The following is a 23303-nucleotide window of genomic DNA, read 5'->3' on the forward strand; positions in this document are numbered from 1 at the left end:
TGGTCGGGGTGCGGATGCTGGGCGGTGGCGCCCCGGGCCGTCCCGCCCGGCTGGACCTGGTGTCCGTCGTCCTGACCGCCGTCGGCTTCGGCGGCCTGGTCTACGGGCTGTCGGCCTTCGGCAAGGGGTCGGGCGGCGGGTCCGGCGCCACCCCGCTCCTGGTGCTGCTCGTGGGGCTGGTCACGCTGGCCTCTTCGTCCGGCGCCAGGTGGTGCTGCAGCGTCGCGGCGAGCCCTTCCTGGACTGCGCACCCTGAAGGTCCGGCGCTACGTCGTCGCCCTCGTCCTGCTCTGCCTGGCCTTCATGGCGCTCATCGGGACGATGATGCTGCTGCCGATCGCGTTCCAGGACGTCCGCGGGATGACGACCCTCCAGTCAGGGCTCATGCTCCTGCCCGGGGCCCTGACGATGGGGCTGCTCGGGCCGGCCGTGGGCCGGCTCTACGACCGGTTCGGGCCCCGTCCGCTCGTGGTGCCCGGTGCCGTGGTGGTCGCCGGTCGCTGCTGGGTATGGCGCTCACCGTCCAGCAGGCGCCCTGGTGGGCTCTCGTGGGCTGCACAGCCTGATGAGCCTCGGCCTCTCCTTCCTGTTCACCCCCGCCTTCACCGCCGGGCTCGGTCGCTGCCGACCCGGCTCAGCTCGCACGGCAGCGCCCTCCTGGGGGCGGGGCAGCAGGTCGCAGGGGCGGCGGGCGCCGCCCTCGTCGTGACCGTCATGCAGGTCACCGCGGCGGCCCTCGCCACGGACGGGTGGGGGCCACCGACGCGACCGGCGGTGGCATCCGTGCCGGTCTGCTCGTGGGCAGCGCGCTCGCGGCGGGGCTGGTCGTCCTGTCCCTCCTGGTGCGCCGGCCCGAGCACACGTCATACCCCAGCCCCTAACCTGGGGCCATGGTCAAGGCGAGCAGCCCCGCGACCGAGCTAGAGGTCGGCGGGCGCACGGTGCGGATCTCCAATCCGGACCGGGTCTATTCCCCGAGCCCGGCCTGACCAAGATCGACCTCGTCCGCTACTACCTGGACGTGGGTGACGGCATCGTCAAACGCGCTGCGGGAGCGGCCGTGCATGCTGCACCGCTTCCCGGACGGCACGACCGGGGAAACGGGTCCACCAGAAGCGGCTCCCGCGCGGCGCGCCGGAGTGGATGGAGACGGTCCGGTTGCACTTCCCCCGCTACGACCTGCACGCCGACGAGCTGTGCGTGACCGAGCTGGCGCAGGTCATCGGTGCGTGCAGATGTCGACCGTGGAGTTCCACCGTGGAACAGCCGGCGGGGCACGTCGAGGAGCCGGACGAGTGGCGGATCGACCTCGACCCGGGGACCGGTGCGACTTCGCCACCGTCCGCCGGGTCGCCGGCGTGGCCAAGGACGTGCTCGAGGAGCTGGGGGCCACAGGCTGGCCGAAGACCACCGGGTCCAAGGGCATCCACGTCTACGTGCGCATCCGGCCCGACCACGGCTTCCGCGACGTACGCCGGGCCGCTCTCGCCTTCGCCCGGGAGGTCGAGCGCCGCACCGAGGAGGCGACCACCGTGTGGTGGCGCAAGGACCGTGACCCGGCCAAGGTCTTCGTCGACTTCAACCAGAACGCGCGCGACCACACCATCGCCGCGGCCTACTCGATCCGGGCCACCCCCGACGCCCGGGTCTCCGCCCCACTGCGCTGGGACGAGGTGCCCGACTGCGACCCCCGCGACTTCACGGTGCTCACCATGCCCGGGCGCTTCGCCGACCTCGGCGACCTGCACGCCGGCATCGACGACGCGGTGTTCGACATCGCCCCGCTGCTGGAGTGGGCGCAGCGTGACGAGGCGGCGGGACAGCCGACCCCCGAACCGGACTGAGGGACGGGCCGCCGCCGGCGGCACGGCTCGACGAACGGGTCCACGTCACGACAAGGGAAGGACGATCGATGGTGCACGACCGGACAGGTGGGTTCACGGAGGTGGAGCGCGCTGCGATCAAGGAGCGGGCCGCCGAGCTGCGCGCCGAGAAGGGGGCAGGAAGGCGGCGGCCGCGCTGGAGGACCTGCTGACGAGCATCGAGGCGATGCCTGCGGACCAGCGGGCCGTGGCCGAGCGCATCCACGTCATCGTCTCCGAGGTGGCGCCGGACCTCCGGGCGAAGACCTGGTACGGACAACCGGCCTGGACGAACGCCGAGGGCAAGGTCGTGGTGTTCTTCCACTCCGCCGACAAGTACGGCACCAGGTACAACACCCTGGGGTTCGAGGAGGCGTCCCACCTCGACGACGGCGTCATGTGGCCCACGGCCTACGCGATCACCGGTCCCCTCGGTGCTGCCGAGGAGGACAGGATCGCCGAGCTCGTGAGGAGGGCGGCGGGAGCCTGAGGGCCGCGGAGGCTCCCCTCACCCGGCGTGCTGGACGTCGACCACCAGGCGCAGGGGCTCCTGGAGCAGGAAGACGCGGTAGGGCCGTGGGCCGTCCTCCAGCCCGACGAAGAGCTGCAGCTGGCCCTCGAACGGCGTGGTCCGGATCACCTCGTAGACGCCGTCGAGCCGGTGGGTGTCCAGGCCGAAGTCGCCGTCGTCGTAGACCGGGTCACCCGGCTCGGGGTAGGCCATGCCCGTCACCACCAGCTCGAGCACCGAGTCCCCGGCGATCAGCATCGGCAGGCCGGAGCCGTCCCGCACCGGCTCCTCGGTGTACCGCGCCAGCCAGGTGGGAGTCGTGGTGCCGGTGAGGTCGAGCACCACACGGTCGAACCCGTCGTTCAGACCGGCCCGGACGGTGGGCGCGAGCAGGTCACCCCCTGAGCCTGGCCACCCGGGGCTCGTGACCACCACGTCCGGTGCCGTGAACCCGGCCAGGACCTCGTCGGAGCCGGTGCTGGTGGGTGGGTCGGGCACCGCCGGCGGTGGCACGGGTGCTGCGGGGGTGCTCGGGGCGGTCGGGCCGGGGTCGGTGGTGGGAGGGGCCGACGGCTCGGCGGTGGGCGCGGTGGACGGCTCGGTGGTCGGCCCCGTCGGCGGCTCGTCGGTCGGCGTCGCCGGACCCGTCGTGCCCTCGTCCGGGTCGGTGGTCTCCTCCACGAGGGACGGACCGGCCGCCTCGTGCTCCCCGACGTCGACCGACAGCAGCAGCCAGTGCCCGCCCAGCAGGTGGATCGTCCCGCCCTCGGGCAGGACCTCGAGCCAGAAGTCCTCGGCGACCTGGGCCGCCTCCGGGCAGCCCTGGTCGTCGGTCGCCAGCGACGCGCTCCCGTCGAAGGCCCCGCCGAGGTGAGGTCGAGCTCCTCCTGGAACCAGCCCCCGCCGCACCCGTCGGCGAGGAACCCCCAGCCGCGCGCCGTTCCCTGGTCTGCGAAGGTGAAGACGGTCCGGGCACCGGAGCCCACGACGTCGGGAGCGGCGCGGTCGCTGCCGTAGATCTGGTTGGTCAGGGTCCAGCTCGTGCCGGCGAGCTCGTCCTCACCGGGCACCCGCAGCGCGCTGATCGAGGTGGGGTCGGCGTCGGGGGCGTCGGGAGCGGCCAGCACGAAGGTCGTCAGCCCGCTGGGGACGGTGGCGACCTGGGGCTCACGCTCGCCCACCGTCCCGCCGAAGAACCCGGCCTGCCACACGAGGCCTCCCACGGTGAGCGCCGCGGCGGCTGCGACCAGGCCCGCGCCTGCGCGCCGACGGCTGCGGCGGCGACGTCCGTCGGCCCACGACCGGTGCGGCTCGACGGTGCTCTCCCGGTCCGGCCACGACGCGTCCTCGAGCAGCTCGCGGACGAAGTCCGACCCGTGGCCCTCACGCTCGGACGGGGAACGCTGCGTGTCCCACCCGGTCATCGACGACCCTCCTCCTCGGCCTCGACGGCGGCGTGCGCCGCCAGCTCCGTGCGCATCCGGGCGATCGCCTGGTGGGACAGGCTCTTGACGGTGCCGACGGCCACGCCCATGACCTCGGCCGCCTGCGCCTCGGTTAGGTCCTCGAAGTAGCGGAGCACGAGCGCGGCCCGCTGCCGGGGCGGCAGGGCCCGCAGCACGTCGTGCACCTCCGCCTCCCTCGCCCGTCGGTCCGCCCCGTCGTCCTGCCCCCTCTCCGGCAGGTGGTCCACCGTGAGCTCTCGCCGGTTGCGGCGCCACCACGACACCCGCTGCCGGTAGATCACCGTGCGCACGAAGGCGTCCGGGTGCTCCACCTTCTCCCACCGGTCGGCGAGGGCGATGAGGGCCTCCTGGAGGAGGTCCTCGGCCTGGTCGGCGTCTCCACACATGAGGTATGCCGCGCGACGGAGGCGACCCTGCCGGGACAGCACGAACTCGGTGTAGGCAGGGTCGGTCGTCGTCACGGCGCCTCCTCTCCGGACGTCGACGGTGCTGTCACCACTGTGTCGCAGCCGGGGCCCGGATGGTTCAGTCCACGCCGAAGGCGCGCCTCAGGAACCGGACGGAGTCCTCCATCCAGCCCCCCACCACCGGCTCGACCATCTCGGGCCGCCCGCCGGCCGTGTGCCGCCGGGCGAGGCTCAGCCCGTGCACGCCCTCGGGGTAGAGGTGTGCCTCGAAGGGGACACCGTGCCGGTCCAGGGCGGCGAGCAGCTCCAGCGAGTGGCGCACGGGCACGACCTCGTCGGGCACGGTGTGGAAGACGAAGGTCGGCGGCGTCCGTGCGTCCAGCTCGCCCAACACGTCGCCGATCTGCTTGCCCAGGAGGGCCCCCAGCTCCTCCAGGACGACCGGGTAGCCCAGGACGAGGGCGTCCGGAGGGTCGTCCTGCCCGGCCGCGAGGCTGACCGCCAGGTGCCCGCCGGCCGAGAAGCCCGCGACGGCCAGCTGCTCCGGGGCCAGGGCCACCTCGTCCGTGTGCCGACGCAACCAGCGCAGCGCGGCCCGTCCGTCGGCGCGGGAGCGCGCGACCGGGACGTCCGGCCCCACGGCATACCGGAGCACGAAGGCGTTGAAGCCGGCGGCGAGGTAGGCCAGCGCCACCGGCTCCGCCTCCCGGTCCGAGGTCAGCAGATAGCCCCCGCCGGGGAGCACGAGGACACCCGGGCGGCGCCGGACGTCCGGCAGCTCCTCGCTGGGGTCCTGGACGTAGGCGGTCAGGACGGCCTCGTGCTCGCCCACCCGGTGCGTCGTGACCTTCATCGGGAATCCTCTCGCGTGGTGAAGGCGGGGTAGCCGGGCAGCTCCAGCGACCGACCCTCCCGCCAGGTGCGCATCGCCCAGGCCAGCGCCTCCTCGCAGGCGGCGGCCACGTCGGGCAGCTCCTCGGCGCACTCCCGGACGACCCAGCGCCAGCGGCGGACGAGCAGTCCCCGGAAGGGCGGGCCGACGCGGCCTTCCGGGGCCATCGTGCGGTCCGCGAGGGCGCCGTCGAGCAGCCAGAGCGTGCCGCTCAGGACCCAGGCCGCCACCGCGACCCGGACCTGTCGGGGCCACTCGGAATCCTGCGCCAGCCCCGGGAGCTGGGCCTCGGCGCCCGCGGTGAAGGCGGCCAGCATCGAGCTCGTCAGACCCGGCGGCGGGGTGAAGACGCACCAGCACGTCGAGAAGGGCTCGGCCGCGTAGGCCGCCTCGTACGCCGCGTGCCGCACACCGGCCCCCTCCAGGTCCAGGAAGCGGATCCCGTCCGGCGTGGTCACCGCGTTGTCCGGGCAGGTGTCCCCCGGTGCGAGCACGTGACGGTCGGTGTCCTCCTCGAGCCGCTCGACCGCGTCCAGGATCTCCGCGGTCGCGGCGGCCGCGTGCCGGACGCCGGCGACCTCCTGCAGCCGCGACAGCCCCGAGCGCGGGTAGTCCCGGCGGACCTCGCGGTCCTGGATGACGGCGCCGCCGAGCTCCCGCGTCGCCCGGGCCAGCACCTCGGGGGCCGACCGCAGGGTCCGCCCCAACGCCCCCGCCCAGGCGAGCGTCCGCTGGTATGCGGTGTCCGCGTCGCCCCCCAGGAGCACGTCGGCCAGCGTCGGGGAGGTGCCGAGGTCCTCCATGACCAGCGACCGCGTGCGGTCGTCGCTGGCCAGCAGCCGGGGGGCTCCCGGCAGGTGGGCCAGACCGACCTTCTCCCTCGTGTAGCCCATGGCGGCCCGCGACCCGGGGGGCTGCGGCAGGAACCGCTTGGTCACCACCGACGTGCCCCACCCGGCCGGCCCGGCGAGCACCGGGCGCCGCTGCACTTGCGACCGGGTCGAGCCGCCCAGGTCCGTGGCCCCGCCGAGGCGCACCCCGGGCGGCCACCAGGCCTCGGGTGGCGGCACGGGATCCTCCGGTCTGCTCACGGGCGCAGGTCCCGGACGATCTCGCGGGCGGACCGGTCCTGCGCGGCCCGCCACCCCGAGCCGGCCCAGACGTGGATGCCGTGCACGTCACCGGCCTCGGCGGCGGCACGACGGATCGGCCTGGTCACCTGGTCGACGACCGGGAAGGCGGAGGGGACCAGGCCCTCGAGCTCCTCGACCCAGGCGTTGCGGACCGCGCCCGCGACCCGGCCGGTGAAGGCCCGCGTGGTCACCCGGTGGGTGAGGTTGGGGTCGCGCAGGGCGGCCCGGTAGGTCGGCGAGGTCCCCGCCTCCGTCGCCAGCAGGAGCGCCGTCCCGACCTGGACCGCGACCGCCCCGGCGGCCAGCGCCCGGCGGACGTCCCCCGACGTCGTGACGCCCCCGGCGGCGACGAGCGGCAGGTCGACCTGCGGCCCGAGCAGCTCCAGCAGCCCGAGGTGGTCCACCGGGGTGGGTTCCGCCTGCGGGTCGTGCGTCGCGCGGTGCCCGCCCGCCTCCTGACCCTGCACCACGAGCGCGTCGACACCGACCGCCAGGGCGTCCCGCGCCTCGGCCGGCGAGGTGACGGTCGCGTGGACCTCGCACCCGACGGCCTGCCACCGTCGGACCGTCGCGGCGTCGGGCAGGCCGAAGGTGCACGAGACCACCGCCGGCGCGAAGGTCTCCACGAGCTGCACCTTCGCCTCCCAGCCGTCGGTGTCGCCCCAGACCGGGTGCCCCGGCTCGACCCCCAGCGCCGCGGCGCGGGGAGCTAGGCGGGCGCGCAGGTCGGCGACGGCGTCCTCGTGCCTCTCCCGGTCCGGGAGGGCGGGGACGAAGAGGTTGACCCCGAAGGCCCGGTCCGTGAGGTCACGCGTGTGCACCAGGTCGGTGGCCAGCTGCTCGGGGCTGCGGTAGCCGGCGGCCAGCATGCCCAGGCCGCCGGCGTCGCTGACCGCGGCGACCAGCAGGGGGGTGCTGACGCCACCGGCCATCGGCGCCCCGACGACGGGGACCGGCAGGTCGGTCAGGAGGGTCATGCCGGGCCCCCGGGGGCGGTCCGGCCGAGGACCGCGAGGGCGCGGGCGTCGGACAGGGAGGCGACCTGGTCGACGACCGCCCGCAGCAGTGCGGGGTCGTCCCCTCGTCCGGCCGCGTCGTCCCACGCCTCCCGGTGCACCGGGTCGAGCAGCCCGGGGTCGGCCCGGTAGCGCTCCACCAGGGTGGTGAGGACCTCCCGCTCGGTGTCCATGACCATCCGGCGCTCCTCGCTGAGCATGACGAAGTGGGCCGCCACCGCCTTGAGCGCCGAGGCCTGCGCCCGGACCCGGTCGGGCACCACGAGATCGGCGGCGTAGCGGGTGAGCACGCCCGGGCCGTAGCGCTCCCGGGTGGCCAGCTCGACCGTGTGCACGAAGTGCCCGATGAGGCGGCTCGTCATGTCCTTGAGCGCGGCGAGGTCGGCCCGGGTCCCGGTATGCCGGTGCGGCACCGCGCCGCTGCCGACCACCCCGGCGAGCGCCTCCCGGAGCAGCTCGACCTCCAGGTCGGGGGCGTACCACGCGTGCGCCACCTCGGCCACGACCCGCTGGACCTCGGTGTCGCGCAACGCCTCCGGTGGGACGCGGCCGGAGGCGATCCCGTCCTCCACGTCGTGCACGCAGTAGGCGACGTCGTCCGCCCAGTCCATCACCTGGGCCTCGAGACACCGTCGGAGCGGATCACCCTGCGGCGCCCCGACTCTCAACCAGGCGAAGACGTCGGTGTCGTCGTCGTAGACGCCGAACTTCGGCGACCCGTCCCCCAGCGGGCCGCCGCCCCGGGTCCACGGGTACTTGGTCGCGGCGTCCAGGCTGGCGCGGGTCAGGTTCAGCCCGGCGGAGCGGCCGTCGGCGTGGGTGCGCTTGGCCTCCAGGCGGGTCAGCACCCGCAGCGTCTGCGCGTTGCCCTCGAAGCCACCGATCGACGCGGCCAGCTCGTCCAGCACGGCCTCGCCGTTGTGCCCGAACGGCGGATGACCGATGTCGTGGGCCAGGCAGGCGGTGTCCACGACGTCGGCGTCACACCCGAGGGCGGCGCCGAACTCGCGGCCGATCTGGGCCACCTCCAGGGAGTGCGTCAACCGGTTGCGGACGAAGTCGTCGCTGGTCGGCTGCACCACCTGGGTCGTCGCCGCCAGTCGGCGCAGTGCCGCGCTGTGGAGCACCCGGGCCCGGTCCCGCGCGAAGTCGTGGCGGTCGGCCCGCTTCTGCGCCGGGTCCTCGGCGACCCACCGCTCCCGGTCCGCCGCGGTGTACCCGGTGCCGTCCGGGTCGGGAACCCCCGGCACCTCAGGACGCCCCGGAGCCGAGGTCGGCCCCGGTGTCCAGCCCCCGCCTGCCCGTGACGAGGAGCGTGAGGCGGCGGGTCGCGTCGGCGAGGACCGGCCCCAGGGGCCGGGTCGGGACGTCGGCATACCCACCGGTGTCCAGACCGGCCTGGCGCTCGAAGAAGCTCCTCGCCGCCCGGTCGCCGGTCCGCAACCAGGACCAGGCCATCGAGCCGACGTAGAGCGGGAGGAAGGGCAGTCCGAGGCAGTAGGCCCACTGCCACGAGTGCACCAGCTCGTGGCGCAGCAGGTCCGGGCGGCGGGCGGCCAGCAGGTCCAGGTCGTGCCGCGTGATGATGACGTCCCCCACGGTGAAGGCCCCCGCCGCCGGGAAGGTCCACCGGTAGTAGTCCGCCAGGACCGACCGGCCGGGGCCGCGGCGGAACCGGCAGCCGCCGGCCGCCGCGATGCCCAGCCCCAGGGGCGTGGACAGGTTGGCCCAGTTGAGGACCTGCCGGGCCCGGGCGCCGGCGGGGTCGCCCAGGGCGTCCGGGGTCAGCGTCGGGTTGCGCGGGCCCGGTGCGGCGGGGCGCAGGAAGGGCGACCGGGGGCCGCCCATGCTCAGGCGTACCTCGCCCGGGCCCGGGCGCGGGCCTTGTCCGCCTCGACCTCCCGGTCCTTGGGCGGGGCGGTGGTCACCAGGGCGTCGAGCAGCTGCTGGGTCGCCTCCGCGACGGCGGCGACCGCCACGGCGTACGCCCGCTCGTTGGCCTGGGAGGGCCGGGGCGCGCCGGCCACCTTGCGGACGTACTGGAGCGCGGCCGCCTCGACCTCCTCGCGGGTGGCGGGGGGCTCGAAGTTGAAGAGCGGGCGGATGTTGCGGCACATGGCCTCATGCTGCCACGCACGGCCTCCGGTCGCAGCGGACCGGGCACTAGGGTCTGGGGGATGAGAACCTTCCGTCGGCCCGTCCGCCTCACCTCCCCCAGGACCGTCTGATGGACGTCCTGCTCTCCCCCGCCGACCTCCAGGCCCTGCTGTCGGGGCCGGAGGCGGGGCGGCCGACGCTGGTCGACGTGCGGTGGACCCTCGGCGCGGGCCCGGAGGTGAACCGCTCCGCCTACCTGGAGGCCCACCTCCCGGGCGCGACCTTCCTGGACCTGGAGACCGCGCTCTCGGGCCCGGTCCGCGACGACGGCGTGGGCGGTCGGCACCCGATGCCGTCGCTGGAGGCTGTCGAGACGGCGCTGCGGGCCGCGGGGGTCGGCCAGGACCGTCCTGTCGTCTTCTACGACGGGTCCGTGGGGCTGGGAGCGGCGCGGGCGTGGTGGGTGGCGAGCTACTACGGCGTCGAGGCGGCCGTGCTGGACGGCGGTCTGGACGCCTGGTCGCGGGCCGGCCTGCCGGTCCGCGGCGGCGAGGTCAGCGCCGAGCCGGGCGACGTGCGGCTCGTCCCCGGCGGTCGCGAGCTGCTCGACGCCGACGGGCTGGCCGCCCATCTCGCGGCGGGGCACCAGGTGCTCGACGCGCGGCCGGCCGACCGCTTCCACGGGCGGCACGAGACGATCGACCCCGTCGCCGGCCACGTCCCGGGGGCACTCTCCCTGCCGGCTCTCTCCCTCGTCGACGACGGCCGCCTGGTCGACAGCGAGACCGTGGTCACCCGGCTCACGGAGGCCGGTGGGCGGACCGACACCCCCGCCGCCGTCTACTGCGGGTCCGGTGTGCAGGCGGCGCACCTAGCGCTCGCCCTGGAGGCGCGGGGTGTCGGCCCGCGGCCGGCGGTCTACGTCGGCAGCTGGAGCGACTGGATCAGCGACCCCACGCGGCCGGTGGCCGCGGACTGAGCAGCAGGGTCACGCCGAGGCGAAGGCTTCGACCAGCTCGCGGTTGAAGGCGGGCAGGTCGTCTGGGGTGCGGCTGGAGACGAGGGCCCCGTCGACGTGCACCTCCTCGTCCACCCAGGTCGCCCCGGCGTTGCGCAGGTCGGTCCGCAACGAGGGGTAGGAGGTCAGGGTGCGGCCCCGGAGGACGTCGGCATCCGTGAGGATCCAGGCGCCGTGGCAGATCACCGCGATCGGCTTGCCCTCGCTTCCGAAGTGGCGGGCGAAGGCCACCGCGTCCTCGTCCATCCGGAGCTTGTCCGCGTTGCCGGTGCCCCCGGGCAGGACGAGGGCGTCGTACTCCCCCGGGTCCGCCGCGGAGACCACGCGGTCCACGTCCTGGGTGTGGCCGTTCTTCCCCTCGACCTGACCTTGCGCGGGCGCGAGCAGATGAGCGGTGCCGCCGGCCTCGACGACGGTGTTCCAGGGGCTGGTGAGCTCGCTGTCCTCGAAACCGTCGGTGAGGAGGAAGGCGACCTTCTTGCCGGTGAGTCGTTGCGTCATACCCTCACCGTAGGAAAGACGTCGCGGGTTCGCAGCCCGGAGCCGCGGGGGCCGGCCCGGCGCCGGGGTGTGGTCAGCCCCCGTCGACGTCCAGCTCGGCCTGCGCGATGCTGGCTCGCTGCTCCTCGTCGAGCTCGCGCGAGTCGAGCCAACGGTCGGGGAGGGCGACGACGCGGGAGGAGCCGGCGCGCCCGCGCTGACCGTCGGCGCCGGCGCGGGGCCAGGGCTGGTCCAGGTCGAGGGTGTCGATCAGACGGTCGAGGTCGTCGAGGGTGTCGACGAGGGCCAGCTGGTGGCGCAGCTGGCCGCCGACCCGGAAGCCCTTGGTGTACCAGGCGATGTGCTTGCGGATATCCCGGCAGCCCCTGGCCTCGTCGCGGTGGAAGTCGACGAGGAGCTCCGCGTGCCTGCGCAGGACCCGGCACACCTCCTCCAGCGTCGGCTCCACCCGCACCCTGGAGCCGGCGAAGGCGGCCGCCAGGTCGGTGAACAGCCAGGGACGGCCCAGGCAGCCCCGGCCGACGACCACGCCGTCGCACCCGGTCTCCTCCACCATCCGCAGCGCGTCCTCCGCCGACCAGATGTCCCCGTTGCCCAGGACGGGGATGGTCGTGACGGCTCGCTTCAGCTCGGCGATGCGGGACCAGTCGGCCTGGCCGGAGTAGGCCTGGGAGGCGGTGCGGGCGTGCAGCGCCACGGCGGCGGCGCCCTCCTCCTCCGCGATCCGGCCGGCGTCGAGGAAGGTCTCGTGGTCGGCGTCGATCCCGACCCGCATCTTGACCGTGACGGGGATCTGTGCCGGGGCGGCGTTCTGCACCGCGGCACGGACGATCCCCCGGAACAGGTCGGTCTTCCAGGGCAGTGCCGAGCCCCCGCCCTTGCGGGTGACCTTGGGCACGGGGCAGCCGAAGTTCAGGTCGATGTGGTCCGCGCGGTCCTCGTCGCGCAGCATGCGCACGGCCGCGCCCACGGTCACGGGGTCCACCCCGTAGAGCTGCACCGACCGAGGGTCCTCGCCCGGTCCGTGCTCGATGAGCTTCATCGACACCGGTGTGCGCTCGACCAGCGCGCGGGAGGTGATCATCTCGCTCACGTAGAGCGAGGTCGCCCCGCTGGCTCCCGGTCGACCCGCCGCGGCGGCGACGCCCTCGGCGCCGTACTCCCGGCACAGCTGCCGGAACGCCCGGTTGGTGATGCCGGCCATGGGGGCGAGCACGACCGGGGAGTCGATGGTGTGCGGGCCGATCTGCAGGGGCGGCAGGACGGGCCCCGAGACAGGCGAGGAGGAGGTATGCGGTGCACGGGCGGGAGCGGTGGCGGTCAGGGACATAGCCTCCCCATTCTCCCACGCTCCGCGCGCCCGACCCTGCGGCCGCGTCAGGCCCTGGACAGGGCTCGCCCGGCCTCCTCGCTCACGCACCGTCCCAGCCCCGCCAGGACGCGGGATGGCAGCTTCCACGCCAACCAGTGCAGGTCGACGGACAGGTGCGGTCGGCGGGCGACCGTCACGAGCGTGCCGTCACCGAGGCCCTGCTCCGCCCAGGCGACCGGCACCATGGCCCAGCCCACCCCGAGCCGCACCGCCTCGGCGAACTCCCGGCTCGAGGGCACGAACGTCGTCGGCGGGTCGATGTCGCGGCGCACCCACCGCCGGGCCGCGCGATGCTGCAGCAGGTCCTTGCGGTCGAAGCGCACCAGGGGCGCGCGGTCGAGGTCGGCTGCCCGAGCACCGTCCGGTAGCCACCGTCGCTTGAAGGCGGGGGTGCACGCCGCGACATACCGCAGCGATCCGAGCGTGGTGAGCCTGCACCCCGCCACCGGGGTCGGGTCGGAGGTGACCGCCGCGAGCGCCGCCCCGGACCGGACCAGCGCCGAGGCGTGCTGCTCGTCCTCGCGGATGACGTCGAGGCTGATCCCGAGCTCGTCCTGGGCGCGGGCGAGGGCCGGCAGGATCCACGTGGCCAGCGAGTCCGCGTTGACGACGACCGGCACCAGGGGCCGCCCGACCTGCCCCTCCTGCGGCACCAGCTCCCCCAGCGCCTCGTGCACCAGCAGATCCCAGTGATGCGCGAGGCGCAGCAGCACCTCCCCCGCTGCCGTCGGGGTCACCGGCTTGGTCCGGCTCACCACGACCTGCCCGATGCCGGTCTCCAGAGCCTTGACCCGCTGGCTCACCGCGGACGGGGTGACGTGCAGCCGGGCCGCTGCCCGCTCGAAGGTGCCCTCGCGGACCACCGCAGCCAGCGTGGCGAGCGCGACAGGATCGATCGTCATGCAGTCATGCTAAGGGTTGTGCAGAATCATTCATCACCCTGATGGTGGACGGGGGCCGCCCGCGGCCTACCGTGGTCGCATGTCCTTCCCCGCCGTGCTGCTCGCCGGCTTCCTCACGGGCCTCGGCCTCATCGTCGCCATCGGGGCGCAGAACGCCTACCTGCTGCGGCAGGGGCTGCGCCGCGCCGCGGTGGCCCCGCTCGTCGTCCTCTGCACCGTGGCCGACGCGCTCCTGGCCGCGCTGGCGGTGCTCGGGATCGGGGCGCTCGTGACCGCCTGGCCAGGGTTCCTCGACGTGGCGCGCTGGGGCGGTGGGTTGTTCGTCCTCGGCTACGGACTGCACGCCGCCTGGCGGGCGCTGCACCCCGGCGACGTGCTGGTCGCCGAGGGTGCGGCCGTCGGGTCGGTCCGGCGCTCGCTGGCCACCATGGCCGCCCTGACCTTCCTCAACCCGCACGTCTACCTCGACATCACGCTGGTCGGCAGCATCGCCAACACCCACGGCCCCGAGGGTCGCTGGTGGTTCTACGCCGGCATGGTGACCGCGAGCGCCGTGTGGTTCAGCTCGCTGGGCTTCGGCGCCCGCCGCCTCGCGCCCCTCTTCGCCCGGCCCCGGGCGTGGCAGGTGCTCGACGCCGGCATCGCGGTGGTCATGGGAGCCATCGGGCTCGGGCTCCTCCTCGGGGGGTGAGGACGCGGCCGGGTCGGTGACTCCCGGCCGGGCCGACGGTCAGCAGACCTCTCCCCGCTCGCTGGACGCCGTGACGAGGACGCCGTCCGCGGTCGAGACGACGATCCCGCTGCCCAGCCGGTAGTGAGGCGAGGCGACCGACGGCAGCTCGGTCACGGTGTCCAGCGCCTGCACCTCCTCCAGGGTCATGCCGAGCCTGACGCCGCCAGGCAGGATGACCTCGCTGCTCCGGGTCTCCCACGACCGGGCAGCGCCCGGGCCGTCGGCCCCCCGCACGAAGAGCAGGAAGCCCTCCCAGTTGTAGAGGCTGAAGACCTCCTCGCCGCTGCAGCCGCCGACCACGTCGACCTGCGTGCTGAACGGCTCACCGAACTCCTCGGTGATCAGGGCGACCAGGTCGAACGTCGGTGCCGTCAACGGCAGCTCCCCGATCGTCGTCGCGCTGAGTGCCAGCCCCTCGGGCGCGGAGGGCTCCGTCGAGGTCGGCTCGTCCCCGGTGGGCGGGTCCCCCTCCCCCGTGCTGGGCCCGGGGCTCTCCGTCGAGGTCGGCTCGTCCGTCTCCTCGACCGCGGTGGGCGGCACCGTGGCGTCGGCGGTCTCCTCGACGGTGGGCACCGCCGGCCCGACCTCGGCCTGCGGCTCCAGGAGACCGCCCCCGAGGACGAAGGCCCCGACGAGGACCGCCGCCGCGGCTGCGCCGCCGACGGCCTGCGCCGCGTGCCGGCGGCGCCGCAGGATCCGTCCCCGCGCCCACACCGTCTCCGCCAGGTCGACCTGCGGGTCCCCGCCCGCGGCGCGCTCCAGCGCCCGTCCCAGGTCCTCGTTCATCGCTCTCCTCCTCCCGTGCCGTGGTGGCTGCCGGTCAGGTCCGGCAGCACTGATCTCAGGGTGGCCATGGCCTTGCTGGCCTGGCTCTTGACGGTCCCGGTGCTGCACCCGAGCGCGGAGGCGATCTCCACCTCCGACAGGTCCTCGAAGTAGCGCAGCACGATGACCGCCCGTTGCCTGGGCGGCAGCGCACCGAGGGCCTGCCGGACGGGCGAGCCGTCCACCCACGCGTCCGTCGCCGCGGGGACCGGCTCGGCGTCGAACAGGTCCCGCTCCCCCGGCTGGACGGCATACGGGACCTCACGGCCCCATCTGCGCCAGCGGGAGACGGCGTCGCGGTAGAGGATCCGGCGCACGTAGGCGTCCGGCGACCCGTCGCGCACCGACTCCCACCGGGAGGCGAGCTTGACCAGGGCGTCCTGGACCAGGTCCTCCGCCGCGTGGTGGTCGCCGCAGTAGAGACGTGCGGCCCGGATCAGCTGGTGCTGCCGGGCCCGCACGAAGTCGACGAACTCGGCGTCCGCGGCGGTGGGTCCCATGGGCAGAGAACGCTAGCGGCCCCCTGCGAGGTTGCCTCGGAGGACGACGAAGTGTGCCGGGTCCGGTGCGGGGCGGAGGTATGCCGGTCCGCACCGGACGCTGCGCGGGGTCAGCAGCCGACGAGGCGCTGGGCCAGGTAACCCTCCACCTGGTCCAGCGAGACCCGCTCCTGCGACATCGTGTCGCGGTCGCGGATGGTCACGGCGTGGTCCTCGAGGGTGTCGAAGTCGACGGTGACGCAGTAGGGCGTGCCGATCTCGTCCTGGCGGCGGTAGCGCTTGCCGATGGCCCCGGCGTCGTCGACGTCGATCATCCAGCTCCGGCGCAGCTGGGCCGCGAGCTCCTTGGCCCTGGGGGTGAGGTCCGCGTTGCGCGACAGCGGCAGGACCGCCACCTTGACCGGCGCCAGGCGCGGGTCGAGGCGCAGCACCACGCGCTTGTCGACCCCGCCCTTGGTGTTGGGCGCCTCGTCCTCGGCGTAGGCGTCGACGAGGAAGGTCATGAGCGAGCGCCCCAGGCCTGCAGCCGGCTCGATGACGTAGGGGGTGTAGCGCTCCCCGCTGGTCTGGTCGAAGAAGGACAGGTCCTGGCCCGAGTGCTCGCTGTGGGTGGTGAGGTCGAAGTCGGTCCGGTTCGCCACGCCCTCCAGCTCGCCCCACTCGCTGCCCGCGAAGTTGAAGCGGTACTCCAGGTCCACGGTCCGCTTGGAGTAGTGGGACAGCTTGTCCTGGGGGTGCTCGTACAGCCGGATGTTGGCGGGGTTGATCCCCAGGTCGGTGTACCAGCGCACGCGCTCGTCGATCCAGTACTGGTGCCACTCCTCGTCCTCGCCGGGCTTGACGAAGAACTCCATCTCCATCTGCTCGAACTCGCGGGTGCGGAAGATGAAGTTGCCGGGGGTGATCTCGTTGCGGAAGGACTTGCCGATCTGGGCGATGCCGAACGGCGGCTTCTTGCGGGACGTGCCCAGCACGTGGGCGAAGTTCACGAAGATGCCCTGCGCGGTCTCCGGACGCAGGTAGTGCAGACCGGACTCGTCCTCCACCGGCCCCAGGTAGGTCTTGAGCATCATGTTGAACTCGCGGGGCTCGGTCCACGCCTTGTTGCCGCAGCTGGGGCAGGTGATCTCGGTCAGCGGCACGTCCTCGGGCTCGACCGCACGGCCCTTGCGGGCCAGCTTCTCCGCCTGCGCCTCCTGCAGGTGGTCGGCGCGGTAGCGCTTGTGGCAGGACTGGCACTCGGTCAGGGGGTCGGAGAAGGCACCGACGTGGCCCGAGGCCACCCACGTCTGGCGGGGCAGGATGATCGAGGAGTCCAGGGCGACGACGTCGTCACGGGACTGGACCATGGCGCGCCACCACTGCCGCTTGATGTTCTCCTTCAGGGCGACCCCGAGCGGACCGTAGTCCCACGCCGACCGTGTGCCTCCGTAGATCTCGCCGCTGGGGTAGACGAAGCCACGACGCTTGCACAGGGACACGACCGTATCGACGGTGGAGGTGGGAGCCATGGGGGCAGTCTAGGCCGCGTCGGAGGGCTCCCCGGACGGCCCGTACCCTGGTCGGGTGACCACCCAGCAGCCCTCGTCAGCACCCTCGGCGGCCGGGGGCCCCGGCCCCTTCCGACGCTCGGTCGAGCAGGCCAGCAGGCCGGCCCTCGAGCTGCTGGGGCGGCTCCCCGTCTGGCTGCCCTTCCTCGTCCTGCTCGTCCTGCTCCTCGGCGGCGGCTTCCTCGGAGGCCCCGCAGGATGGGTGCTGGTCGGTGTGGCCATGCTGTTCATCCTGTGGCTGCTCTTCCTGTCCTGGCCCCGCCTGACGCCGGTCGAGCGCGTCATGCGGGTCGCGGTGCTCGTGCTCTTCCTCGCGGTGACGGTCACCCAGCTGGTGCCGCGCGGTTGAGGGGTCCAAACCCGACCCGTTTTGACAATCATTCTCATTCTGACGATCCTGGGTCCATGGCCCGCCTCCCTCACACCCTCCTTCCCCTCCTCCCCCTGACCCTCGCCCTCGCGGCGTGCGGAGGGGCGGAGCCGGTGCCCTCCGGCGCGACGACGACGGCGGGCGCGGCGACGCAGAGCAGCGGCGTGACGGCGGTGGACGAGCCGCTCGCGGTGACCGCCAGCTTCTACCCGCTGGAGTACCTCACGGCGCGGGTCGCCGGGGAGGCCGCCGAGGTGTCGACGCTCACCCGGCCCGGCCTGGACCCCCACGACGTCGAGCTCTCCCCCCGGGAGGTCGGCGCCCTGGGGGCGGCGGACCTGGTCATCTACTCCTCGGGTATACAGCCGGCCGTGGACCGGGCGGTGGAGACCCAGGCCCAGGGCCACGCCCTGGACGTCGCGACGGCGGCGGACCTGCTGGCCCTCGGGGAGAGCGAGGACGAGCACGCCGACCACGGGGACGAGGACCCGCACTTCTGGCTCGACCCCGAGCGGTACGGCGCCGTCGCGCTCGTCATCGCCGACCGGCTGGCACAGCTGGATCCGGCCCGCGCCGCCGCCTACGAGGCGAACGCCGCCGCGGTGGTCTCCGACCTGGAGGAGCTGGACCAGGAGTTCGCGGACGGTCTGGCCCGGTGCGACAGCCGCGAGCTCGTGACGACGCACGAGGCGTTCGGCTACCTGGCGCAGCGCTACGACCTGCACCAGACAGGCATCACCGGGATCTCCCCGGAGTCCGAGCCGTCTGCCGCCCGCCTCGCGGAGATCTCCGCGCAGGTCCGTGAGCAGGGGGTGAGGACCGTCTACGCGGAGCCGCTCCTGAGCGACGCCATCGCGCGCACCGTCGCCCAGGAGACGGGGGCGCGGGTCCTCACGCTCGACCCCGCGGACGGTCTGACGCAGGAGTCGGCGGGCGAGGACTACCTGGAGATCATGCGGGCCAACCTCGCGGCCCTGCAGGAGGGGCTGGGCTGCTCGTGAGCACCGCCCCCGCCACCGTGCCACCCGTGATCCGGCTCCACCGGGCCACCTTCGGCTACCAGGGCCGCCCTGTCGTCAGCGACGTCGACCTCGAGGTCCGTTCCGGGGAGGTGCTGGCCGTGCTGGGCCCCAACGGGTCGGGCAAGACGACGCTGGTCAAGGGCCTGCTCGGGCTGTCCGAGCACCTCTCCGGGGAGGCCTCGGTGCTCGGCACCCCGCTGGCCCGGCTCCGCGACCGGACGCGCATCGGCTACGTCCCGCAGCGGCACACCCTCGTGGGCGGGGTCCGGGCCACGGTCGGCGAGGTCGTCGGGACCGGGCTGCTCGCCACCCGCCCCTGGTGGCGCCCCGCGCGTCGGGCCGACCGCACGGCGGTGCAGGAGGCCCTGGAGGCGGTGGGGCTGGGCGACCGGGCCAGGTTCGACATCGAGACGCTGTCCGGGGGGCAGCAGCGGCGGGTGCTCATCGCCCGGGCCCTGGTCGTGCGTCCCGAGGTCCTCGTCATGGACGAGCCGACCGCCGGGGTGGACCGGGCCAGCCAGGCCGTCCTCGCGGGGGTCCTGCAACGGCTCGGGGAGACCGGCACCACCATGCTCGTCGTCACGCACGAGCTGAGCGCGCTCCGCGGGGTGGTGGACCGCATCCTCGAGGTGGACCTCGGACGGCTGGCCTTCGACGGCCCCCCGGAGGCGTACGCCGACCACCAGGCCGGCCTGGCACGGGCCTCCCGGCGCGGGGGTGCGGCGTGAGCGAGATGCTGTCGCTGGAGTTCATGCGCAACGCCCTGCTGGCCGCCCTGTGCGTCGGCCTCGCCGCCCCCCTGGTCGGGATCTTCCTCGTCCAGCGGCGGCTCTCCCTCATCGGGGACGGCCTGGGTCACGTGGCCCTCGCGGGGGTGGCCGTCGGCGTCGTCACGCAGAACAACCCGGTCTGGACCGCGCTCGTCGCGGCCGTCCTGGCCGCCGTCGCCATCGAGCTGGTGCGGGCCCGCGGCCGCACGTCGGGGGATCTCGCCCTGGCGCTGATGTTCTACGGGGGCATCGCGGCCGGCGTGGTCATCATCAACAGGGCCGACGGGTCGCAGACGACGAACCTCACCGGCTTCCTCTTCGGCTCGATCACCACCACCTCTCGGGAGGACGTGCTCGTCTTCGCCGTCCTGTCCGTCCTCATCGTCGGCATCACCTGGGTGCTGCGGGAGCGCTTCTTCGCCGTCGCGGGGGACGAGGAGCACGCCCGGGCCTCGGGCCTGCCGGTGCTGGGCCTCAACATCCTGCTGGCCGTGCTCACCGCGGTCACGGTGGTCGTGTCCATGCGGGTCATCGGGCTGCTCCTCATCAGCGCCCTGATGATCCTGCCGAACGCCGCCTCCCAGCAGTTCGCCCGCAGTTTCCGGTCGGCGGCCTGGTGGGCGCTGGTGCTGGGCGTGGTCGCCGCGGTCGGCGGGGTGGCCCTCTCCTACTCCGCCGACACCGCCACCGGCGGGACCATCGTGCTCATGTCGATCGGGATCTTCGTGCTCGCCGCGACCGCCAGCTGGGTGCGGCGTGCCGTCGCCGCCGCGCGGCACCGGCACGCCGAGCGGCACCTGCACGAGCACGGGCCCGGGTGCGGCCACGAGGCCGTCCTCCACGAGGACCACGTCGACTACCTGCACGACGGGCACCGGCACGCCGCCCACGAGGGTCACTACGACGAGCACGGTGAGCATCCGCATACCCCCGACGAGACGCCCGTGCGCACGGAGGCGAGCCGATGAGACCGACGACCCGACGACCCACCCGGCAGCAGCTCGCGGTCATGGAGCAGCTGGGCGAGCGGGAGGACTTCACCAGCGCCCAGGAGCTCCACGCGCAGCTGCGGGAGGGCGGGGCCAAGGTGGGCCTGGCCACCGTCTACCGCACCCTGGCCTCGCTCGCCGCCGCCGGCGAGGTGGACACCCTGCGCACGGACGAGGGGGAGGCGGTCTACCGCCGCTGCTCCCGCGGCCACCACCACCACCTGGTCTGCCGGGTGTGCGGCCGGACCGTGGAGATCGACGGGCCCGCCGTGGAGCGGTGGGCGGACACGGTCGCCGCCGAGCACGGCTTCACCCAGGTCGAGCACACGCTGGAGGTCTTCGGCGTGTGCTCCGCCTGCGGGACGACCTGACCCGCGACCTGCCCGATCAGCTCGTCGGGGTGTCCACCGCCCCGCCGTAGCGCCGGTCCCTCGACGCGTACTGCTCGATCGCGGCCCAGAGGTGGCGCCGGTCGTAGTCGGGCCAGAGGACGTCCTGGAAGACCATCTCGGCGTAGGCGCTCTGCCAGAGCAGGAAGTTGGACGTCCGCTGCTCCCCCGAGGACCGCACGAACAGGTCGACGTCCGGCACCTCCGGGTGGTAGAGGTAGCGCCCGATGGTGCGCTCGTCGATCCCGCGGGGGTTGAGCCGTCCGGCCCGGACGTCCTCGCCGATCGCCCGCACCGCGTCCGCGAGCTCGGCCCGGCCTCCGTAGTTGACGCAGAAGTTCAGCGTGATGACGTCGTTGTCCCGGGTGCGCTCCTCGGCGTCACGCAGCTCGGAGATCACCGAGCGCCAGAGCCGGGGCGTCCGGCCCGACCACACGACGCGCACCCCCCAGGAGTCGAGCTCGTCGCGGCGGCGGTGGATGACGTCACGGTTGAAGCCCATGAGGAAGCGGACCTCGTCGGGGCTGCGGCGCCAGTTCTCGGTGGAGAAGGCGTAGGCGCTGATGCACCGGACCCCGATCTCGATCCCGCCGGCGATGACGTCCAGGAGCGAGGCCTCCCCCGCCTCGTGCCCCTGGGTCCGGCGCAGCCCTCGCTGGTTGGCCCACCGGCCGTTGCCGTCCATGACGATGGCGACGTGCCGGGGGACGAGGTCCAGCGGCACCGCGGGCGGGCGTGCCCCCGACGGGTGCGGGGTCGGGCGCTGCGTCGGGCGGGGGGCGGCCATGGCTAGGAGGTCCTCTCGACGTGCCGGAGCGAGCGCACCCCGCGCTCGAGGTGCCACTGGAGGTAGGCCGCCACCAACCCGCTCGCCTCGTGCCGGTGGCGTCCCTGGCTCGCGTCGGCGACGCCCCAGTCGCCGCTGAACAGGGCCGCGAGGAGGGCGAAGGTCTCGGGGGCGGGCGCGGTGGACCCGGCCGGACGGCATACCGGGCAGACCGCCCCTCCCGAGGGGACGTGGAAGGCGCGGTGCGGCCCGGTCATGCCGCAGCGGGCGCAGTCCACGAAGCTGGCCCGCCACCCCCCGATGGCCAGCGCCCGGATGAGGTAGGAGTCCAGGACCAGGCGCGGGTCGTGCTCACCCCCGGCCAGGGCGGCGAGCCCCCCGGCGAGCAGGCGGAAGTGCTGGGTCGCGGGCTGACCCTCCTCGGTGAGCTGGTCGCACGTCTCGAGCATGACGTTGGCCGCGGTGAAGGCTGGGTAGTCACGGGCGATCGCCTCGCCGTAGGGCGCGAGCCCGTCGGCCTGGGTGACGGTGTCCAGGTTGCGGCCCTCGTAGCACTGGACGTCCACGACCATTCCCGGCTCCAGCCGCGCGCCGAACTTGCTCCTGGTCCGCCGCACCCCCTTGGCGACAGCCCGCACCTTGCCCCGGCCACGGGTGAGCAGCGTGACGATCCGGTCTGCCTCGCCCAGCTTGTGCGTCCGCAGCACGATGGCTGCTTCGCGATAGGTGGGCATGCCGACCATTCTCCCCCACGCGACCGGACGCGCGTTCCTGCCACACCGGACGCGCGTTCCTGCCACATACCCCCCTGTTTCCTCGACCGGACCTGTGGACAACCGTCACGAACGCGCGTCCGGTCGGGAGGGGGCTGTGGACAACTGTCAGAAACGCGCGTCCGGTGGTGGCGCGATCGTGGACAGGTGTTCTATCCTTGTCGGTATGATGCTGCAGGGGTCGCTGCTGGACCAGGTCGAGGAGGTCGGGCTGCGCAGCCTGGGGAGCGCGGTGCGACGCACCGTGCTGGACCACGGAGCGTGGATCGACGTCCGGCCGGGGTGGGTCACGGGGTCGGACGAGCTGTTCACCCGGCTCGCCCTCGGCGGACCGGCCGGTGTCCAGTGGCGCGGGGAGCAGCGCACCATGTGGGACAAGCAGGTGACGACGCCGCGGCTGCTGCGGTTCTACCGGGAGGCGGAGCCGCTGCCCGACCCCGTCCTCGAGCAGGCGCGGACCACCCTGTCCGACCACTACGCGGGCGAGCTGGGCGAGCCCTTCGCCACGGCCGGCATGTGCCTCTATCGCGACGGGCGCGACAGCGTCGCCTGGCACGGCGACCGGTTCGGCCGGGCCGCCGAGCACAACACCATGGTGGCGATCGTGTCGCTGGGGGCGCCCAGGGCGTTGCTGCTGCGCCCCCGGGGCGGCGGTGCCAGCCTGCGCCACGTGCTGGGCCACGGCGACCTGCTGGTCATGGGCGGCAGCTGCCAGCGGACCTGGGACCATTGCGTCCCCAAGACCAGCACCCCCGTGGGCCCGCGGATCAGCATCCAGTTCCGCCCGCGCGGGGTGCGCTGAGCGGGCCCTAGACGGACCGGTCCAGCAGCGCCCGCACCTCCGCCGCTCCCCCGCACGCCTCCGCGGCCGTCGCGAGCTCCTGGAGCTGGGTCAGGGTCGCCGCACGCAGCCGCGCCTTCACCGTCGGCACCGAGGCCGCCGTCGAGCTGATCTCCCGGACCCCCAGGCCGACCAGGAGCGCCGCCACGTCCGGGTCGGCCGCCATCTCCCCGCACAGGCTCACGACGACCCCCTCCGGCGCCCGGTCGCAGACCTGCCTGATGAGCTGCAGCACGGAGGGGTCGAGGGGGTCCGACCACGGGGCGACCCGGGGGTTGCCGCGTTCGGCCGCCAGGGTGTACTGGCTCAGGTCGTTGCTGCCGATCGAGAGCACATCCAGGCCTTCTGCCACCCGGTCAGCGCGCAGGGCCACGGCCGGCACCTCGGCCATGATCCCCACGCCCAGACCGGGCGGGATCCCCCGGTGACCACCGCGGGCCGCGGCCTCCCCCAGGCGCTCCCGGGCCCAGTCCACGTCCTCCCGGGTGGTGACCATCGGGAAGGTCACCGTGACGCGGTGCCGGGTCGCCACCGTGCAGATCGCCTCGAGCTGGTCGAGCAGGAGGGGGGTCCTCCC

General features: G+C 74.0%; 28 protein-coding genes and 2 pseudogenes. 13 read left to right on the forward strand and 17 right to left on the reverse strand.

All coding sequences use genetic code 11. The features are described from left to right. Window positions 1-252: 252 nt before the first annotated feature. From E3Z34_RS19835 to E3Z34_RS10775, 5 genes and pseudogenes are all read left to right on the forward strand, one after another. A pseudogene (locus E3Z34_RS19835) lies at window positions 253-465 on the forward strand (MFS transporter); the annotation flags it as partial. Between the two features lie 284 nt (window positions 466-749). Continuing rightward, a complete protein-coding gene (locus E3Z34_RS19505; RefSeq protein ID WP_275106658.1) occupies window positions 750-881 on the forward strand; it encodes a hypothetical protein in 132 nt (43 codons plus the stop codon). A 262-nt stretch (window positions 882-1143) separates the two neighbouring features. Then, window positions 1144-1269 (forward strand): annotated as a pseudogene (locus E3Z34_RS20280) (ATP-dependent DNA ligase); the annotation flags it as partial. A 26-nt stretch (window positions 1270-1295) separates the two neighbouring features. Continuing rightward, window positions 1296-1844 (forward strand): non-homologous end-joining DNA ligase LigD, encoded by a 549-nt coding sequence (gene ligD, locus E3Z34_RS20285; protein WP_420818950.1) that lies wholly within the window; start codon window positions 1296-1298, stop codon window positions 1842-1844. 205 nt (window positions 1845-2049) lie between these two features. Then, window positions 2050-2352: a hypothetical protein gene (locus E3Z34_RS10775; RefSeq protein ID WP_338043716.1), complete on the forward strand. Its 303-nt coding sequence runs from the start codon at window positions 2050-2052 to the stop codon at window positions 2350-2352. An 18-nt stretch (window positions 2353-2370) separates the two neighbouring features. On the opposite strand, the gene E3Z34_RS10780 is transcribed toward E3Z34_RS10775, so the two are convergent. From E3Z34_RS10780 to E3Z34_RS10815, 8 genes are all read right to left on the reverse strand, one after another. Then, entirely contained in the window at window positions 2371-3282 is a 912-nt protein-coding gene (locus E3Z34_RS10780) for an AMIN-like domain-containing (lipo)protein (RefSeq protein ID WP_134773591.1), read from the reverse strand. Window positions 3283-3793: 511 nt separating this feature from the next. Next, window positions 3794-4300, reverse strand: a complete 507-nt coding sequence (locus E3Z34_RS10785; protein WP_134773592.1) for a SigE family RNA polymerase sigma factor — start codon at window positions 4298-4300, stop codon at window positions 3794-3796. Between the two features lie 64 nt (window positions 4301-4364). Further along, a complete protein-coding gene (locus tag E3Z34_RS10790; protein WP_134773593.1) occupies window positions 4365-5099 on the reverse strand; it encodes an alpha/beta hydrolase in 735 nt (244 codons plus the stop codon). Beyond that, window positions 5096-6229, reverse strand: a complete 1134-nt coding sequence (locus E3Z34_RS10795; RefSeq protein WP_134773594.1) for a hypothetical protein — start codon at window positions 6227-6229, stop codon at window positions 5096-5098. Before E3Z34_RS10795 ends, E3Z34_RS10790 begins: the two co-directional genes overlap by 4 nt. Then, window positions 6226-7248 (reverse strand): NAD(P)H-dependent flavin oxidoreductase, encoded by a 1023-nt coding sequence (locus tag E3Z34_RS10800; protein ID WP_134773595.1) that lies wholly within the window; start codon window positions 7246-7248, stop codon window positions 6226-6228. The genes E3Z34_RS10795 and E3Z34_RS10800 overlap by 4 nt, the downstream gene beginning before the upstream one ends. Then, on the reverse strand, window positions 7245-8537 hold the full coding sequence (locus tag E3Z34_RS10805) for a deoxyguanosinetriphosphate triphosphohydrolase (RefSeq protein WP_238695118.1): 1293 nt from the start codon (window positions 8535-8537) through the stop codon (window positions 7245-7247). The genes E3Z34_RS10800 and E3Z34_RS10805 overlap by 4 nt, the downstream gene beginning before the upstream one ends. A gap of 1 nt (window position 8538) precedes the next feature. After that, the gene (locus tag E3Z34_RS18270) at window positions 8539-9135 is read right to left on the reverse strand and encodes a hypothetical protein (protein WP_238695119.1); all 597 of its coding nucleotides are present in this window, start codon (window positions 9133-9135) and stop codon (window positions 8539-8541) included. A 2-nt stretch (window positions 9136-9137) separates the two neighbouring features. After that, window positions 9138-9404, reverse strand: coding sequence for a DUF2277 domain-containing protein (locus E3Z34_RS10815; RefSeq protein WP_134773597.1), 267 nt, complete (start codon window positions 9402-9404; stop codon window positions 9138-9140). A gap of 110 nt (window positions 9405-9514) precedes the next feature. On the opposite strand from E3Z34_RS10815, the gene E3Z34_RS10820 reads away from it, so the two are divergent. Then, window positions 9515-10363, forward strand: coding sequence for a sulfurtransferase (locus E3Z34_RS10820; protein ID WP_134773598.1), 849 nt, complete (start codon window positions 9515-9517; stop codon window positions 10361-10363). 9 nt (window positions 10364-10372) lie between these two features. On the opposite strand, the gene E3Z34_RS10825 is transcribed toward E3Z34_RS10820, so the two are convergent. From E3Z34_RS10825 to E3Z34_RS10835, 3 genes are all read right to left on the reverse strand, one after another. Beyond that, entirely contained in the window at window positions 10373-10903 is a 531-nt protein-coding gene (locus tag E3Z34_RS10825) for a type 1 glutamine amidotransferase domain-containing protein (protein ID WP_134773599.1), read from the reverse strand. Between the two features lie 73 nt (window positions 10904-10976). Further along, window positions 10977-12233: a tRNA dihydrouridine synthase DusB gene (dusB, locus tag E3Z34_RS10830; RefSeq protein WP_134773600.1), complete on the reverse strand. Its 1257-nt coding sequence runs from the start codon at window positions 12231-12233 to the stop codon at window positions 10977-10979. A 47-nt stretch (window positions 12234-12280) separates the two neighbouring features. Next, window positions 12281-13177, reverse strand: a complete 897-nt coding sequence (locus E3Z34_RS10835) for a LysR family transcriptional regulator ArgP (RefSeq protein WP_134773601.1) — start codon at window positions 13175-13177, stop codon at window positions 12281-12283. A 79-nt stretch (window positions 13178-13256) separates the two neighbouring features. On the opposite strand from E3Z34_RS10835, the gene E3Z34_RS10840 reads away from it, so the two are divergent. Further along, window positions 13257-13868 carry a LysE/ArgO family amino acid transporter gene (locus tag E3Z34_RS10840; RefSeq protein WP_134773602.1) on the forward strand — a complete coding sequence of 204 codons (612 nt, stop codon included), beginning with the start codon at window positions 13257-13259 and terminating at the stop codon, window positions 13866-13868. A gap of 39 nt (window positions 13869-13907) precedes the next feature. Here the strand turns inward: E3Z34_RS10840 and E3Z34_RS10845 are convergent, their stop codons facing one another. From E3Z34_RS10845 to E3Z34_RS10855, 3 genes are all read right to left on the reverse strand, one after another. Further along, window positions 13908-14696: a hypothetical protein gene (locus tag E3Z34_RS10845; protein WP_134773603.1), complete on the reverse strand. Its 789-nt coding sequence runs from the start codon at window positions 14694-14696 to the stop codon at window positions 13908-13910. After that, window positions 14693-15235: a SigE family RNA polymerase sigma factor gene (locus E3Z34_RS10850; protein ID WP_134773604.1), complete on the reverse strand. Its 543-nt coding sequence runs from the start codon at window positions 15233-15235 to the stop codon at window positions 14693-14695. The genes E3Z34_RS10845 and E3Z34_RS10850 overlap by 4 nt, the downstream gene beginning before the upstream one ends. Window positions 15236-15345: 110 nt before the next feature. Continuing rightward, window positions 15346-16746, reverse strand: coding sequence for a glycine--tRNA ligase (locus E3Z34_RS10855; RefSeq protein ID WP_134773605.1), 1401 nt, complete (start codon window positions 16744-16746; stop codon window positions 15346-15348). Window positions 16747-16801: 55 nt separating this feature from the next. On the opposite strand from E3Z34_RS10855, the gene E3Z34_RS10860 reads away from it, so the two are divergent. From E3Z34_RS10860 to E3Z34_RS10880, 5 genes are read left to right on the forward strand one after another with little or no spacing between them, the layout of a single operon-like run. After that, on the forward strand, window positions 16802-17134 hold the full coding sequence (locus E3Z34_RS10860) for a DUF6703 family protein (RefSeq protein ID WP_134773606.1): 333 nt from the start codon (window positions 16802-16804) through the stop codon (window positions 17132-17134). Between the two features lie 56 nt (window positions 17135-17190). Next, window positions 17191-18156, forward strand: a complete 966-nt coding sequence (locus tag E3Z34_RS10865) for a metal ABC transporter substrate-binding protein (protein ID WP_134773607.1) — start codon at window positions 17191-17193, stop codon at window positions 18154-18156. Continuing rightward, the gene (locus E3Z34_RS10870) at window positions 18153-18905 is read left to right on the forward strand and encodes a metal ABC transporter ATP-binding protein (protein WP_134773608.1); all 753 of its coding nucleotides are present in this window, start codon (window positions 18153-18155) and stop codon (window positions 18903-18905) included. Before E3Z34_RS10865 ends, E3Z34_RS10870 begins: the two co-directional genes overlap by 4 nt. Then, window positions 18902-19915 carry a metal ABC transporter permease gene (locus tag E3Z34_RS10875; RefSeq protein WP_134773609.1) on the forward strand — a complete coding sequence of 338 codons (1014 nt, stop codon included), beginning with the start codon at window positions 18902-18904 and terminating at the stop codon, window positions 19913-19915. The genes E3Z34_RS10870 and E3Z34_RS10875 overlap by 4 nt, the downstream gene beginning before the upstream one ends. After that, entirely contained in the window at window positions 19912-20307 is a 396-nt protein-coding gene (locus tag E3Z34_RS10880; RefSeq protein ID WP_134773610.1) for a Fur family transcriptional regulator, read from the forward strand. Before E3Z34_RS10875 ends, E3Z34_RS10880 begins: the two co-directional genes overlap by 4 nt. A gap of 16 nt (window positions 20308-20323) precedes the next feature. Here the strand turns inward: E3Z34_RS10880 and E3Z34_RS10885 are convergent, their stop codons facing one another. Both E3Z34_RS10885 and recO read right to left on the reverse strand, forming a co-directional pair. After that, window positions 20324-21112, reverse strand: a complete 789-nt coding sequence (locus E3Z34_RS10885) for an isoprenyl transferase (protein WP_134773611.1) — start codon at window positions 21110-21112, stop codon at window positions 20324-20326. A 2-nt stretch (window positions 21113-21114) separates the two neighbouring features. After that, on the reverse strand, window positions 21115-21846 hold the full coding sequence (recO, locus tag E3Z34_RS10890) for a DNA repair protein RecO (RefSeq protein WP_134773612.1): 732 nt from the start codon (window positions 21844-21846) through the stop codon (window positions 21115-21117). 205 nt (window positions 21847-22051) lie between these two features. Between recO and E3Z34_RS10895 the strand changes: the two genes are divergently transcribed. Beyond that, window positions 22052-22687, forward strand: a complete 636-nt coding sequence (locus E3Z34_RS10895) for an alpha-ketoglutarate-dependent dioxygenase AlkB (protein WP_134773613.1) — start codon at window positions 22052-22054, stop codon at window positions 22685-22687. A 7-nt stretch (window positions 22688-22694) separates the two neighbouring features. On the opposite strand, the gene E3Z34_RS19510 is transcribed toward E3Z34_RS10895, so the two are convergent. Continuing rightward, window positions 22695-23258 carry a putative PEP-binding protein gene (locus tag E3Z34_RS19510; protein WP_158288664.1) on the reverse strand — a complete coding sequence of 188 codons (564 nt, stop codon included), beginning with the start codon at window positions 23256-23258 and terminating at the stop codon, window positions 22695-22697. Between the last annotated feature and the right edge of the window lie 45 nt (window positions 23259-23303).

The organism is Ornithinimicrobium flavum (assembly GCF_004526345.1).
Classification (GTDB): Bacteria; Actinomycetota; Actinomycetes; order Actinomycetales; family Dermatophilaceae; genus Ornithinicoccus; species Ornithinicoccus flavus.

Bases quoted from the DNA above. Each gene is read 5' to 3' on its own strand.
- E3Z34_RS10775 (WP_338043716.1), top strand. From the start codon at position 2,050: ATGCCTGCGGACCAGCGGGCCGTGGCCGAGCGCATCCACGTCATCGTC.
- E3Z34_RS10895 (WP_134773613.1), top strand. From the start codon at position 22,052: ATGATGCTGCAGGGGTCGCTGCTGGACCAGGTCGAGGAGGTCGGGCTG.
- E3Z34_RS10820 (WP_134773598.1), top strand. From the start codon at position 9,515: ATGGACGTCCTGCTCTCCCCCGCCGACCTCCAGGCCCTGCTGTCGGGG.
- recO (WP_134773612.1), bottom strand. From the start codon at position 21,846: ATGCCCACCTATCGCGAAGCAGCCATCGTGCTGCGGACGCACAAGCTG.
- E3Z34_RS10790 (WP_134773593.1), bottom strand. From the start codon at position 5,099: ATGAAGGTCACGACGCACCGGGTGGGCGAGCACGAGGCCGTCCTGACC.
- E3Z34_RS10880 (WP_134773610.1), top strand. From the start codon at position 19,912: ATGAGACCGACGACCCGACGACCCACCCGGCAGCAGCTCGCGGTCATG.
- dusB (WP_134773600.1), bottom strand. From the start codon at position 12,233: ATGTCCCTGACCGCCACCGCTCCCGCCCGTGCACCGCATACCTCCTCC.
- E3Z34_RS10835 (WP_134773601.1), bottom strand. From the start codon at position 13,177: ATGACGATCGATCCTGTCGCGCTCGCCACGCTGGCTGCGGTGGTCCGC.
- E3Z34_RS10840 (WP_134773602.1), top strand. From the start codon at position 13,257: ATGTCCTTCCCCGCCGTGCTGCTCGCCGGCTTCCTCACGGGCCTCGGC.
- E3Z34_RS10845 (WP_134773603.1), bottom strand. From the start codon at position 14,696: ATGAACGAGGACCTGGGACGGGCGCTGGAGCGCGCCGCGGGCGGGGAC.
- E3Z34_RS10825 (WP_134773599.1), bottom strand. From the start codon at position 10,903: ATGACGCAACGACTCACCGGCAAGAAGGTCGCCTTCCTCCTCACCGAC.
- E3Z34_RS10800 (WP_134773595.1), bottom strand. From the start codon at position 7,248: ATGACCCTCCTGACCGACCTGCCGGTCCCCGTCGTCGGGGCGCCGATG.
- E3Z34_RS18270 (WP_238695119.1), bottom strand. From the start codon at position 9,135: ATGGGCGGCCCCCGGTCGCCCTTCCTGCGCCCCGCCGCACCGGGCCCG.
- E3Z34_RS10815 (WP_134773597.1), bottom strand. From the start codon at position 9,404: ATGTGCCGCAACATCCGCCCGCTCTTCAACTTCGAGCCCCCCGCCACC.
- E3Z34_RS10850 (WP_134773604.1), bottom strand. From the start codon at position 15,235: ATGGGACCCACCGCCGCGGACGCCGAGTTCGTCGACTTCGTGCGGGCC.
- E3Z34_RS10865 (WP_134773607.1), top strand. From the start codon at position 17,191: ATGGCCCGCCTCCCTCACACCCTCCTTCCCCTCCTCCCCCTGACCCTC.
- E3Z34_RS10885 (WP_134773611.1), bottom strand. From the start codon at position 21,112: ATGGCCGCCCCCCGCCCGACGCAGCGCCCGACCCCGCACCCGTCGGGG.
- E3Z34_RS10855 (WP_134773605.1), bottom strand. From the start codon at position 16,746: ATGGCTCCCACCTCCACCGTCGATACGGTCGTGTCCCTGTGCAAGCGT.